Origin of the sequence: Trueperella sp. HMSC08H06, assembly GCF_001808465.1 — a bacterium.
Classification (GTDB): Bacteria; Actinomycetota; Actinomycetes; order Actinomycetales; family Actinomycetaceae; genus Trueperella; species Trueperella bernardiae.
Genome location: NZ_KV793365.1, coordinates 135,909 through 147,895 on the forward strand (window position 1 = coordinate 135,909; position 11,987 = coordinate 147,895).

14 protein-coding genes are annotated in these 11,987 nt (G+C 64.9%); 8 read left to right on the plus strand and 6 right to left on the minus strand.

All coding sequences use genetic code 11. From position 1 onward, the window contains the following. Nucleotides 1–53 precede the first annotated feature (53 nt). From HMPREF3174_RS07170 to dnaE, 8 genes are all read left to right on the plus strand, one after another. On the plus strand, nucleotides 54–830 hold the full coding sequence (locus tag HMPREF3174_RS07170; protein ID WP_143601938.1) for a purine nucleoside phosphorylase YfiH/LACC1 family protein: 777 nt from the start codon (nucleotides 54–56) through the stop codon (nucleotides 828–830). Between the two features lie 36 nt (nucleotides 831–866). Further along, nucleotides 867–1,274, plus strand: a complete 408-nt coding sequence (locus tag HMPREF3174_RS07175; RefSeq protein WP_062612191.1) for a cell division protein SepF — start codon at nucleotides 867–869, stop codon at nucleotides 1,272–1,274. Beyond that, nucleotides 1,274–1,558 carry a YggT family protein gene (locus HMPREF3174_RS07180; protein WP_062612193.1) on the plus strand — a complete coding sequence of 95 codons (285 nt, stop codon included), beginning with the start codon at nucleotides 1,274–1,276 and terminating at the stop codon, nucleotides 1,556–1,558. Before HMPREF3174_RS07175 ends, HMPREF3174_RS07180 begins: the two co-directional genes overlap by 1 nt. A 207-nt stretch (nucleotides 1,559–1,765) precedes the next feature. After that, entirely contained in the window at nucleotides 1,766–2,353 is a 588-nt protein-coding gene (locus tag HMPREF3174_RS07185) for a DivIVA domain-containing protein (RefSeq protein WP_062612681.1), read from the plus strand. Nucleotides 2,354–2,407: 54 nt separating this feature from the next. After that, nucleotides 2,408–2,872, plus strand: coding sequence for a signal peptidase II (lspA, locus tag HMPREF3174_RS07190; RefSeq protein WP_062612195.1), 465 nt, complete (start codon nucleotides 2,408–2,410; stop codon nucleotides 2,870–2,872). Nucleotides 2,873–2,931: 59 nt separating this feature from the next. Further along, nucleotides 2,932–3,792, plus strand: a complete 861-nt coding sequence (locus HMPREF3174_RS07195) for an RluA family pseudouridine synthase (protein WP_371258051.1) — start codon at nucleotides 2,932–2,934, stop codon at nucleotides 3,790–3,792. Next, entirely contained in the window at nucleotides 3,789–4,247 is a 459-nt protein-coding gene (locus tag HMPREF3174_RS07200) for a GNAT family N-acetyltransferase (protein WP_201783125.1), read from the plus strand. The genes HMPREF3174_RS07195 and HMPREF3174_RS07200 overlap by 4 nt, the downstream gene beginning before the upstream one ends. Before the next feature lie 81 nt (nucleotides 4,248–4,328). Then, nucleotides 4,329–7,871, plus strand: a complete 3,543-nt coding sequence (dnaE, locus tag HMPREF3174_RS07205; protein ID WP_070448294.1) for a DNA polymerase III subunit alpha — start codon at nucleotides 4,329–4,331, stop codon at nucleotides 7,869–7,871. Here the strand turns inward: dnaE and HMPREF3174_RS07210 are convergent, their stop codons facing one another. Genes HMPREF3174_RS07210 through HMPREF3174_RS07235 form a run of 6 tightly spaced genes read right to left on the minus strand, consistent with a single transcriptional unit; the run spans nucleotide 7,872 to nucleotide 11,819 of the window. Then, nucleotides 7,872–8,081 (minus strand): RNA-binding S4 domain-containing protein, encoded by a 210-nt coding sequence (locus HMPREF3174_RS07210; protein WP_068538387.1) that lies wholly within the window; start codon nucleotides 8,079–8,081, stop codon nucleotides 7,872–7,874. It lies immediately after the preceding gene. A 41-nt stretch (nucleotides 8,082–8,122) separates the two neighbouring features. Next, nucleotides 8,123–8,632, minus strand: coding sequence for a DedA family protein (locus HMPREF3174_RS07215; protein WP_168160571.1), 510 nt, complete (start codon nucleotides 8,630–8,632; stop codon nucleotides 8,123–8,125). Between the two features lie 40 nt (nucleotides 8,633–8,672). After that, nucleotides 8,673–9,062 (minus strand): Fur family transcriptional regulator, encoded by a 390-nt coding sequence (locus HMPREF3174_RS07220; protein WP_306467460.1) that lies wholly within the window; start codon nucleotides 9,060–9,062, stop codon nucleotides 8,673–8,675. Nucleotides 9,063–9,088: 26 nt separating this feature from the next. Next, on the minus strand, nucleotides 9,089–10,003 hold the full coding sequence (locus HMPREF3174_RS07225; protein WP_062612683.1) for a metal ABC transporter permease: 915 nt from the start codon (nucleotides 10,001–10,003) through the stop codon (nucleotides 9,089–9,091). 8 nt (nucleotides 10,004–10,011) lie between these two features. Continuing rightward, nucleotides 10,012–10,794, minus strand: coding sequence for a metal ABC transporter ATP-binding protein (locus HMPREF3174_RS07230; protein ID WP_070448295.1), 783 nt, complete (start codon nucleotides 10,792–10,794; stop codon nucleotides 10,012–10,014). Next, nucleotides 10,794–11,819 carry a metal ABC transporter substrate-binding protein gene (locus tag HMPREF3174_RS07235; protein ID WP_083297715.1) on the minus strand — a complete coding sequence of 342 codons (1,026 nt, stop codon included), beginning with the start codon at nucleotides 11,817–11,819 and terminating at the stop codon, nucleotides 10,794–10,796. Before HMPREF3174_RS07235 ends, HMPREF3174_RS07230 begins: the two co-directional genes overlap by 1 nt. Nucleotides 11,820–11,987 lie beyond the last annotated feature (168 nt).

Sequence of the window (11,987 nt, forward strand, 5' to 3'; positions counted from 1 at the left end):
CCTATTCCCCGGCGCGCGAATGTGCGCCGGGGATTTTTTGGCAAAATGAGAGGGTGTCTTCTTCCATGATTGACTGGTTCGAGGGCCCGCTGCCGCCTGGCGTGAGGGCCGGTTTCACCACGGTTCACGGCGGGTCGTCGACGGGCGAGTACGCCTCGCTCAACTTGGGAATACACGTGGGGGACAACCCGGTTCATGTCCACGCCAACCGCCTGGCACTGGGCCATTACATCGGCCAGGAGATCACGTGGATGGACCAGGTCCACGGGTCCCGCATCGTCGACGCCCTCGACGCGCGGTTGCGCTTCGGTTGGCTCGAGGTGGGTGAGGCCGACGCGATCGCCCTTGGCAAGGGGCAGGTGGGCGCCGTCATGGTGGCCGACTGCGTGCCGCTCATCCTCGTCGAGGAAAGCGGACAACGCGGCGCCGTGGTGCACGTGGGGCGCGCGGGGCTCGACCTCGGCGTCGGCCCGTCCGCAGTTGCCGACCTCGAGGGGGAGGTCATCGCGATCCTCGGCCCGTCGATCTGCGGGCGCTGCTACGAGGTCTCGGAGGAACTGGCCGAGGAGGTCGGTGGGAGGTGGCCGGAAAGTCTCGCCACGACGTCGTCGGGAACACCCTCGCTCGACATCCCCGCGGGCCTGGAGGCCCAGCTGCGCGCGTGCGGTGTACGCCAGATTTACCGCTCGGACGTGTGCACGTACGAATCCGCCGACCATTTTTCACACCGCCGCGCCACGCACGCCGGAACCCAGACGGGCCGCTTCGCCGGTGTGCTTCAGATCTTGCGACACGCCCGTGACGCTCACGGAAATCCCGGTTTTCTCTAATAGTTTAGAGTCAGCCAATGCGAGAGAGGTGCACCCATGGGTCTGTTTGACAAGATTGCAGCGAAGGCCATGCCGGAGGACGAGTACGACGACGTCGATTACGACGAGTACGAAGACTACCCGGAGGATGAGGACTACGAAAGCGTGAGCCCGATCCGCCCGGTCTCCCAGGCTCCCGAAGTAGCGCGCATCGTCACTGTGTGGGTCTCTAGCTTCCGCGACGCCGCCGATTTCGCGCTCGAGTTCCGCAACGGTCTGCCGGTGGTGCTCAACCTGTCCGAGGCCGCCGATGACGAGCGCAAGCGCATCGTGGACTTCGCCTACGGCCTCACCTTCGGCCTCGAGGGCTCCTTCAACTCCATCTCCGAGGACGTCTTCCTTCTGACCCCGAAGTCGGTCAAGATCGACTCCTACGGCACTGAAGCCCCGCGCGCCTTCTCCTGATGACGATCTTTGGGCTAGTCCTGTTCTGGGCGTGCCAGCTCTACGTCCTCGTCCTCATCGGGCGTGTTGTGCTGGATTTCGTCCAGATTCTCTCGCGGGATTGGTATCCCTCGGGAGCGTTGGTGGTCCTCGCCAACCTTATCTACAAGCTGACTGACCCTCCGCTGAAGCTCCTGGCGAAGTTCATTCCCCCGCTCAACCTCGGCGGGGTCAGCCTCGACCTGGGCTTCATCGTGCTGTTCATTGCTGTCCAGGTGATCCAGCGCTTCGCCTACCTGCTCTAGGATCCGCGCGGTAGCGAGAGTGGGACGTGGGCTTTCGCTCGGGTGCTAGAGCCGAAAACTGTGACGTGTTAAACGGTTGAGGCGCGCGGGTAGTCGATTAATCGTTATGTATAAGGGGCGCAGGTCTAGTAGTCTAAGCCGAGACGAGGGTTTATACCGCGGGTATGCCCTCCGCAACAATTCTTTATTGATCACGAGGTGAAGAACATGGCTCAGCTAACCGAGCACGATGTCGTCAATATGCGCTTCAATGAACCCCAGCGCGCCGAGGATGGCTTCGATAAGGATCAGGTCGATTTCTTCCTCGACGAGGTCGCCGAAACGATCGCGGCCCTGACGAAGGAGAAGGCTGAGCTCGAGGCCCAGCTGCAGACAGCGAAGGCTCGCATCACGGAGCTCGAGAACCAGCTTGGCCTTGCCACCCCGCAGTCCGATCAGGCCGCGCCGTCGGACGCCACCTCCACCGCCCAGTTCGCCCAGGTTGACCAGCCGGTGAACGAGGTCACGGACGCCACCTCGATGCTCGCTCTGGCCCAGCGTCTTCACGACGAGCACGTGGCTAACGGCAAGGCCGAGGAGGAGCGCATCATCTCCGAGGCGAACGCCGAGCGCACCCGCATCATCACCGAAGCGGAGGACATTCACAACCGCACGCTCACCAAGCTGGAGGAGGAGCGCTCCCTGCTCGAGCGCAAGATCTCCGAGCTACGTGAGTTCGAGCGTGACTACCGCACGCGCCTGCGCAGCTACCTCGAGTCGCTGCTGCAGAACGTTGAGATGCAGGGTAACCAGTAACTCGTTTTTCGGGGGAGGAGGGCGCGGCTGTGTCCTCCTCTTCTTGTTTGTGAGATGAAGAAATCCCTTCCCTTTATTCTTGGCCTTCTCACCATTGCGATCGACCAGCTGGTCAAGCAGTGGGCACTCGGCGCACTCGGCGGCGGGGAACGCATTGAGCTCCTCGGCTCCTTCCTGTCGCTGCGCCTCGTGTTCAATTCAGGAGCCGCGTTCTCGCTTGGCAACTCGATGACGTGGGTGATCACGGCGATCGCCGCGGTGGTGAGCGTGGGCCTGCCCGTGGTCATCGCGCGCTCGGCGCAGGTGCCGGCGATCATCCTCGGCTTTGTCTGGGGCGGCGCCGTGGGCAACTTGATCGACCGGCTCTTCCGGGAGCCAGGATTCCCCAGCGGGCACGTGGTGGACATGATCGATTACAACGGCTACTTCGTGGGCAACGTGGCCGACATCGCGCTGGTGGTGGGCGTGGTGGCCCTCCTCGCCTACGAATTCGGACGCACCCCGGAGAAAACCCAGTGAACACCTACCTCGTTCCCGACGGGCTGGCCGGCGGCCGCGTCGATGCCACCCTTGCCACGATGACCGGGCTCTCGCGGGCCAAGTGCGCAGAGCTCGTGGAGCGCGGGGACGTGTTGCTCGACGGTGCCCGCCCTAAGAACTCGACCAAGGTGGGCCCGGGTAGTGTGCTCGAGGTGGAACTGCCGGTTGAGGAGCCGCTCGTGCGCGAGACGCCGGTGGCGGGCATGGGCGTGATCTTCGAGGACGAGGACATCATCGTAGTGGACAAGCCCGCGGGGGTGGCCGCCCATGCCTCCCAGAACTTCGAGGGGCCCAACGTGCTGGGCGCACTGCTCGCCTCGGGGGTGCGGCTGACGACGTCGGGCCCACAAGAGCGCCAGGGGATCGTGCACCGGCTGGACGTAGGCACGTCGGGGGCCATGGTGGTGGCCAAGTCCGAGCGGGCCTATTCGGGGCTCAAGCACGCGTTCCGGGAGCGGACGGTCACGAAGGTTTACCACGCGCTCATCCAAGGCCACCCCGATCCCATGTCGGGCACGGTGGAGGCGCCGATCGGGCGCGACATGCGCCATCAGTGGAAGATGGGCGTGCGCGCGGACGGCAAGCATGCGATCACGCACTACGACGTGATCGAGGCGATGCCCGGGGCCTCGCTCGTGGAGGTTCACCTGGAGACGGGGCGCACGCACCAGATCCGCGTGCACATGTCCGCCATCAAGCACCCGTGCCTGGGCGATGTCATGTACGGCGCGGATCCGGTGCAGGCCGAGCGGCTCGGGTTGGAGCGGCAGTGGCTGCACGCCGTCAAGCTCGGCTTCGAGCATCCAACCACAGGGCATTACATCGAGTTCGAGTCGCCGTACGCGGAGGATCTGGCCCGGGCGCTCACGACCGTGCGTGAGGGATACGGCCTGCCGTGAGGGTCTGGCAGGTGACCACCCGCGAGGAGCTCGAGCGCTGCTTCGCGATCCGGATGGCCGTGTTCGTCGACGAGCAGCACGTGGAGGCGGCCAACGAGATCGACGCGCTCGATTTCGCTCCGCCCACCCGCCACGTCCTGGCTGAGGTGGGCGGGCACGACGCCGGCACTGCCCGGCTCTTGATCGACGAGGCCGGGCACGTGCACGTGGGCCGCGTGGCGGTCCATTCTTGGGCCCGCGGCACCGGGGTGGGCCGTGCGCTGATGAACGCGATGCACGAGCTGGCGCTTGATGTGGCGGGTGACGACGTTCGCGTGGAGCTGTCGGCCCAGGAGAGCGCGATGGGTTTCTACGCAAGCCTGGGCTACGGCGTCGTGAACCGGGAGCGCTACCTGGACGAGGGGATCTGGCACCAGGACATGGTCCTCACACTGCGACGCGCCGAGGCCCAGTAGAATTGCGGGCGGCGGTGCGGTTAGGTGGGATCACATCGGGCTCCGAGAACTTTGCCGGAGGCCCTCGCTAGACTGAATCCCATGGCTAAGAACTTCGCGCACCTTCACGTCCACACCGATTACTCGCTGCTCGATGGAGCGGCGAAGATCGGGCGCCTGGTCAAGGAAGTGGCGGCGCTTGGCCAGCCTGCCGTGGCGATTACCGACCACGGGAATCTGCACGGCGCCTACGAACTGTACAAGGCGGCAAACGGCGCGGGGATCAAGCCAATCATCGGGCTGGAGGCTTACATGACGCCGGGCACCTCCCGCCACGATAAGACACGCGTATTTTGGGGCACGGAAGCCCAGCGGAAGGACGACGTGTCGGCGCGTGGCTCCTACACGCACATGACGCTGCTGGCGGAGACCACGGAGGGCATGCACAACCTGTTCCGCATGCAGTCCCTCGCCTCGATCGAGGGCACGCTCGGCAAGGCTGCGCGCATCGATAGGGAGCTGCTGGAGAAATACCATCACGGGCTCATCGGCACGGCGGGATGCCCGTCGGGGGAGATCCAGACCAGGCTGAGGCTGGGCCAGTTTGACGAGGCGCTGAAGGCTGCGGGCGAGTTCCAGGACATCTTCGGCAAGGAGAACTTCTACTTCGAGCTCATGGACCACGGCCTGGATATCGAACGCCGGGTTAAGGACGATCTGCTGGCGATCGCGCGCCAGATCGGGGCGCCCCTGCTGGCCACGAACGATTCGCACTACGTCACCCAGGATCAGTCCACGGTGCAGGACGCGATGCTCGCCCTGAACTCGGGCTCCACGCTCATGGATCCGGACCGCTTCCGCTTCGAGGGTACGGGCTACTACATCCGTAGCTCGGAGGACATGTGGAATTCTTTCGGCCACCTCGAGGGCGCGTGCGAGAACACGCTGGAGATCGTGGAGCGCTGCAACGTCCACTTCGACACCACGGCCGACGGCGTGAACTACATGCCCAAGTTCCCGGTGCCGAGCGGGGAAGATGAGAAGTCGTGGTTCGTGCGGGAGGTCAATGACGGGCTGCACCGCCGCTACGGGGATGTCATCCCGGATGACGTGCGCAAGCGCGCGGACTACGAAATGGACGTCATCTTGCAGATGGACTTCCCCGGCTACTTCCTGGTGGTCTCGGATTACATCCGCTGGGCGCGGCGGCACGGGATCCGCGTGGGCCCGGGGCGCGGATCGGGTGCGGGATCGATGGTGGCCTACGCACTCGAAATCACCCAGCTCGATCCGATCAAGCACGATCTGCTCTTTGAGAGGTTCTTGAACCCGGAGCGCATCTCCATGCCCGATCTCGATATCGACTTCGACGATAGCCGGCGGGACGAGGTGATCGAGTACGTGGAGGACAAGTACGGCAAGGACAAGGTCTCCCAGGTGGTCACGTTCGGCACGATCAAGGCCAAGCAGTCGCTCAAGGATGCCTCTCGCGTGCTCGGCTACCCGTTCGAGATGGGCGATCGGCTCACCAAGGCGATGCCGCCGTCGGTGATGGGCAAGGACATCCCGGTCAATGACTTGTTCAACAAGGATCACCCGCGGTATGCGGAGGCGGGGGAGATCCGCGAACTGATTGACAACGATCCGGACTGCAAGAAGGTCTATGACCTGGCCTGTGGCCTGGAGGGAATGACTAGGCAGACGGGCATGCACGCCTGCGCCGTCATCATGTCCTCCAAGCCCCTGACCGATGTCATTCCGGTCATGATGCGCCAGCAGGACGGCGCGATCCTCACCCAGTTCGAATACCCTGAGTGCGAGGAACTGGGCCTGATCAAGATGGACTTCCTCGGCCTGTCGAACCTCACGGTGATCGAGGCGGCCCTGGCAAACATCCGGGTCAACGGAAAGGATGCCCCGGATATTGACGCGATCCCGCTGGATGATCCGAAGACGTACGAGCTGCTGGCTCGCGGCGACACGCTCGGCATTTTCCAGCTCGATGGCGCCGGCATGCGAACGCTGCTTCGCCAGATGAAGATGGACAGCTTCGCCGACATCTCGGCCGTCTCCGCCCTCTACCGCCCGGGCCCGATGGGCGCGAACTCGCACACGAACTACGCCCTGCGCAAGAACGGGCTGCAGGAAAAGACGCCGATCCACCCGGAGCTGGAGGAGGCCCTCGAAGACATCCTGGGCGTTACCCACGGCCTCATCGTGTTCCAGGAGCAGGTGATGCGTATCGCCCAGAAGCTGGCGGGCTTCACGCTGGGCCAGGCAGATATTTTGCGTAAGGCGATGGGCAAGAAGAAGGCCGAGGTGCTCCAGCAGCAGTTCGCCAGCTTCTCCCAAGGTATGCGGGACAACGGGTTCTCTCAGGAGTCGATCGACACCCTGTGGGACATCCTGCTGCCCTTCTCCTCCTACGCCTTCAACAAGTCGCATTCGGAGGCCTATGCGCTGGTGTCCTACCAGACGGCCTACCTCAAGTCCCATTTCCCGGCCGAATTCATGGCGGCCCTGCTCACCTCGAAGATGTCGGATAAGACGAAGGTGGCCACCTATCTCGCTGAATGCCGGCGCATGGGCATCAAGGTGCAGGTGCCGGACGTCAACACTTCGCTGGCCGACTACACGGCGGTCGGCGATGAGATCCGCGTGGGCCTGCGGGCCGTACGCAACGTGGGCGCGAACGTAGTGGACGGCATCATCAAGGCGCGCGAGGAGAAGGGGCCCTTCACCTCGTTCCAGGACTTCCTGGACAAGATCCCGCTGTCGGCCTGCAACAAGCGCTCGATCGAGTGCCTGATCAAGGCGGGTGGCTTTGACTCGCTGGGGGAGTGCCGCCGGGCGCTCGTGGCGATCGTGGAGGAGGCGATCGATGCGGTCATCCCGGTCAAGCGCAACGAGGCGGCCGGCCAGTTCGATCTCTTCGGAGACCTGGGGGTTGGCGGTAGCGACGGGTTCGACGTGGCGATCCCTGACATCCCCGAATGGGACAAGCGCGAAAAGCTCAACTTCGAGCGGGAGATGCTCGGCCTGTATGTCTCGGACCACCCGCTATCGGGCATGGAGAACTTCCTCAACCGCGCCGCGGACACCACGGTGGTTGACCTGCTCGAATCAGACAACGTGCGTGACGGGCAGATGGTGACGATCGCGGGCCTCATATCCGCCGTTCAAACGAAGATCACGAAGAAGTCGGGCAAGGCGTGGGCGATCGCCACGATCGAGGACCGCACCGGCCCGATCGACGTCAACTTCTTCCCGGCCACCTATCAGCAGGTGTCTTCGATCCTGATCCCGGACGCGGTAGTCATCGTAGAGGCCCGGGCCCAGATCGAAGATGAGGGGCCGGTCAAGCTGTCTGCCAGGACGATGACCTTGCCGCCGGCGGGCGAAATCGAGCTGGACCACCCGATCGACATCAAGATCGACGAGCGGGCGTGTAGCGCGGTGAAAATGGATCAGCTGGCGGAGATCCTTGCCCGCTATCCGGGCCAGTCGCCGGTGCGTCTACACGTGTGGTGTGCCGCGCCGAACAAGACCGTGGTGGCCGAGGTTGCGAGCAACTTCTGGGTCTCCCCGGAGCCGTCGCTCTACACGGAGCTCAAGGTGCTACTCGGGCGGGACTGCGTGGTGTAGTTAGCCTTCGATCACCTTGGCGCGGTAGCCGCCGGCCTCGACCACGTCGCCAGCGGCGAGCTTGTGGGCGCGGCGGGTCTCCACCTGTCCGTTGACTGCAACCTCGCCGGCGGCGATGAGTTCGCTGGCGTGCCCGCCGGTTTCGGCAAGGTTGGCGAGCTTGAGGAACTGGCTGAGCTTAATCGGCAGGCGTACGGGTATTTCTTCCATGACTCTATTGTCTCACGGGCACGGCCCGAAGCCGGCCAGGGCTACGCCGCGGTGGGCGTGTTGCGGGTGCGCCGCCACACGAGGGCGAGGGCGGCGACGAGGAGGGCGAGCAGGGCCCAGGGCGAGCCCGTGGCCGCGCGGAAGGCGGCGGACCACACGGCCCAGCCGATCGTGGTGTAGATGAGGGCCCAGGCGATCGCGCCCGGGATGCTCGCAATGGAGTAGCGCAGCCAGGGCATGGCGATGACCCCGGCGGAGAGCTGGATGAGAGTCTGGAGGCCTACCGTGACGAAGGAGAACGGGATCATCGGCCACCCGCGCCGGCGAAGTGCCGCGATCGCGTTCTGGGTGGAATCGGCGTGGATGCGGTTGTACATCCGCACGCGCCAGCCGCCGTGCGGCCGGCCCCGCTTCATGATGAAGGACCCCATGTAGCGGCCGAGCCAGTAGATCGCCTGCGAGCGGGAAAACGCGCCGAAAAGGAAAAAGAGGTACACGAAAGCCACCGGCCCGCTCCGGACGAATTCGGCGATCGCGTCAATAAGTCCCACCAGGCCTACACTACGCGACACTCAGGGAAAAAGGAAAGTGTTAGCTGGCAGCGTCTTCCGCGCAATTAGCGCATAGGCCATAGATTTCGATGTCATGCGAAATGTCGGTGAAGCCGTGTTCCTTAGCGACGCCCTTGGTTAGGTCCTCGAGCTGGGGGATGAAAAGCTCAACCGTGCGCCCGCAGCTGCGGCACAGGAGGTGATGGTGGTGGCCGTCGTCCTTGCAGTGGCGGAAGAGCTGGACGTCGGTGCCTTCCTGGCGTAGCACGTCCACGCTTCCCTGCTCGGCGAGTGCCTGAAGGTTGCGGTAGACGGTGGCCAGCCCCACCTTCTCGCCGCGTTCGAGCAACAGCTCATGGATGCGCTGGGCGGGCAGGAATTCTTCCGTCTCTTCCAGCAAGGTGGCGATCGCGTTGCGCTGCCTAGTCATTCTCATGGGGAACCTCCGCCTCTATCCTAGCGTAGCGGCGCGGTGTCGCAGTCAACGTTGACCTTGACGTCGGGAGCGTGGTGGGGGTGCGGGTGGCGGTGCACATCGCGCTTGAGGGCCCGCATGACGAGGGGGCGCAACGCGACGACGATCGCGTACAGGCCCACCGCGAGCACGACGATGGTGGCGCCGGGGGACCAGGGCTTGACGTAGGTGATGACGAGGCCGGCGACTGCCACGACCACCCCAATGGCCATAGCGGCCCGCATCGTGGTTTTGAACGAGCGGGAGAGCGTCTGGGCGATCGCCACCGGGATCACCATGAGTGCCGAGACGAGGAGCGCTCCCACGATCCGCATGGCCAGGGCCACGGTGAGAGCCGCCGTGACGGAGATGAGGATCGACAGCAGGCCGGTGGGCAGGCCCGACGCGCGAGCGAACTCCTCGTCGTGGCACAACGCGAAGAGCGCGGGGCGCAACCCGATCCCGACGGCGAGGATGACGATGGTCAGTCCGATCGTGAGGTAGGTGTCGGTCCTGGTGACGGTGGAGATGGAGCCGAAGAGGTAGGCGTTGAGGTTCGACGTCGTGCCCCCGGCGATGCCGATAAGGAGCACGCCGCCGGCGATGCCGCCGTAGAAAAGCATGGCGAGGGCGACGTCGCCCGAGGCGTGGCCGTGGGTGCGCATCCACTCGATGAGGAGGACGCCGACCACCGAGGCGATGATCGCGCCGGGGACGGCCCAGGCATCTTTGTCGATGGCGCCGGCGGCGCTGGCCGCGAGCCAGCCGAGGGCCACACCGGTGAGAGCCACGTGGCCGATCCCGTCCCCGAGTAGGGTGAGGCGTCGCTGGACGAGGTAGGTGCCGACCACCGGGGCGGCGAGCCCCACCAGGACCGCGACGATGAGGGCGCGCTGCATGAAGGTGGAGGAGAGCATGTCGACAATCACAGAGGGCCTCCAAGCCAGGGGGATCGGTAGTGCGGGGCGTTGTCGCCGTGCTCGTGGACGTGGTCGTGCCCGGGCAGGGCGTGGTGGCCAGAGCCGTGGAGGTCAGCGATGTCGGTGGTGTGCTCGAGTACACGGCCGGCGTCGAGGATGAGCGCCTCGTCCACCAGCTCGCGGTATTCGTGGACCTCGTGCAAGACGAGGATGATCGTCTTGCCCTTGGCCTTCTCAGCCGCGAGCGTGGCGAGGATGGTTTCGCGCGAAGAGCTGTCGACGCCGGCAAAGGGCTCGTCGAGGATGAGCAGGTCCGGGTCGCGGACGAGGGCGCGGGCGGTGAGGATGCGCTGCTGTTGGCCGCCGGAGAAGGTCTGCACAGACTCGTTCGCGCGATCGGCCAGCCCGACTGTTTCGAGCGCGGCCATCGCGGCTTCCCGTCCGCCGCGCCGGGGGCGCAGGAGATTGCCGTACACAAGGCCGCCCATGACGGTCTCGAGCGCGGTAGCGGGAACGCCGGAGGTCGCCGTCGTGCGCTGGGGAGCAAATCCGATGCGGGCCCAGTCCACCTTGCGGCGCGCGGTGAGGTCCGTGCCGAACAGCGTGATCGTGCCCGCAGACGTGGGGATGGCCCCGACAAGCGCACGCACAAGCGTGGACTTGCCGGAGCCATTCGCACCAAGCACGGCGAGGGTGCGGCCCTGGGCCAGCTCGAAGTCGATCCCTAACAGGATGTGGGCCGATCCGAGCTGGACGTGCAGGCCACTCGCAGTAACTGCGAGCGTCATTAGCACCCCATGGACGTGCGCAGCAGTTCGATGTCGTGCTTCATCACGTCGAGGTAATCCATGTTCGGGTCACGCTGGGTGGCGGCCGGGTCGAGGACGTCGGCCGTGAGGTTGAGGTCATCGCCGATCGCCTTCGCGGTCTTCGTCTCGCCATCCGAGGTGGCGAAGACCGTGTCAATCTGGTGCTCGGTCACGAGCTCCTGGATCTCGCGGATGCGGGCCGGCGAGGGCTCAATCTCCGGGTCGAAACCGGCGATGCCGATCTGGTTGAGCCCGGCCTCAAGCGCGAGGTAAGAGAAGGCCTTGTGCGACACGAGGAAGGAATCCGTGCGGCACTGCGTAGCGTCGATCCCCTCGAGCTCGTCCAACAGGCCCTGCAGGTCGGCCTTGACGGCCTCGGCGTTCGCCTCGTAGGTGGCCTTGTTCGCCTCGTCCAGGTTGATGAGCTGCTGGGCGATCGTGTCCGCGGCGAGCATCATGCGGGCCGGATCGGTCCAGAAGTGCGGATCGTGCGTGCCGTGGTCGTGGCCGTCGCCGTCCTCGTGGTCATGGTCGTGATCGTGACCTTCGGCCTCGGCGTCGTGGTCATGGTCGTGATCGTGATCTTCGGCCTCGGCGTCGTGATCGTGGCCCTCGTGCGGGTCGGTGCCGAGCTCGGCGAAGGGCAGGAGGTTGACCGAATCGCCGATGTTGACGGCCGAGACGTCGGAGGCATCGATCGCGTCGTCGATGGCGGGGGAGAGCTTGGCGATGTAGAGCACGAGGTCGGCGTCCGACAGCTCGGAGACCTCCTTGGGGGACAGCTCGACGCCGTGGGCGTCGGCCCCGGGCGGGGTGAGGTCGGTGACAGCTACGTGCTCGCCGCCGATGCGCTCGGCCAGGTAGGTCAGCGGGTAGAAGGAGGTGGTGACCTTGAGGGCCGAGGAGTCGGCGCTATCGGTGCTGCCGGCATCGGGCGCGGAGGAACAGGCACTCAGCGCGAGGGCGCTGGCGAAGAACACTGAAGCAGTTTTTAACATCTTCATGGGAACTATTATCGGAGTATTTGAGAATGACAGTCAATCTCCGGTGATGCCTTCCACATGGGGCGAGGCCGTGGAAAGGGGGCGTTCACCATAGAATAAAAGTGGACCTTCGTCTGGCCACCGGGTTTCCGGTGACCCGCAGCAGCCAGCTGCGGGGTGGTATTCCGC

Bases quoted from the DNA above. Each gene is read 5' to 3' on its own strand.
- HMPREF3174_RS07175 (WP_062612191.1), top strand. From the start codon at position 867: ATGGGTCTGTTTGACAAGATTGCAGCGAAGGCCATGCCGGAGGACGAG.
- HMPREF3174_RS07180 (WP_062612193.1), top strand. From the start codon at position 1,274: ATGACGATCTTTGGGCTAGTCCTGTTCTGGGCGTGCCAGCTCTACGTC.
- HMPREF3174_RS07185 (WP_062612681.1), top strand. From the start codon at position 1,766: ATGGCTCAGCTAACCGAGCACGATGTCGTCAATATGCGCTTCAATGAA.
- lspA (WP_062612195.1), top strand. From the start codon at position 2,408: ATGAAGAAATCCCTTCCCTTTATTCTTGGCCTTCTCACCATTGCGATC.
- HMPREF3174_RS07195 (WP_371258051.1), top strand. From the start codon at position 2,932: ATGACCGGGCTCTCGCGGGCCAAGTGCGCAGAGCTCGTGGAGCGCGGG.
- dnaE (WP_070448294.1), top strand. From the start codon at position 4,329: ATGGCTAAGAACTTCGCGCACCTTCACGTCCACACCGATTACTCGCTG.
- HMPREF3174_RS07210 (WP_068538387.1), bottom strand. From the start codon at position 8,081: ATGGAAGAAATACCCGTACGCCTGCCGATTAAGCTCAGCCAGTTCCTC.
- HMPREF3174_RS07220 (WP_306467460.1), bottom strand. From the start codon at position 9,062: ATGACTAGGCAGCGCAACGCGATCGCCACCTTGCTGGAAGAGACGGAA.
- HMPREF3174_RS07225 (WP_062612683.1), bottom strand. From the start codon at position 10,003: ATGCTCTCCTCCACCTTCATGCAGCGCGCCCTCATCGTCGCGGTCCTG.
- HMPREF3174_RS07230 (WP_070448295.1), bottom strand. From the start codon at position 10,794: ATGACGCTCGCAGTTACTGCGAGTGGCCTGCACGTCCAGCTCGGATCG.
- HMPREF3174_RS07235 (WP_083297715.1), bottom strand. From the start codon at position 11,819: ATGAAGATGTTAAAAACTGCTTCAGTGTTCTTCGCCAGCGCCCTCGCG.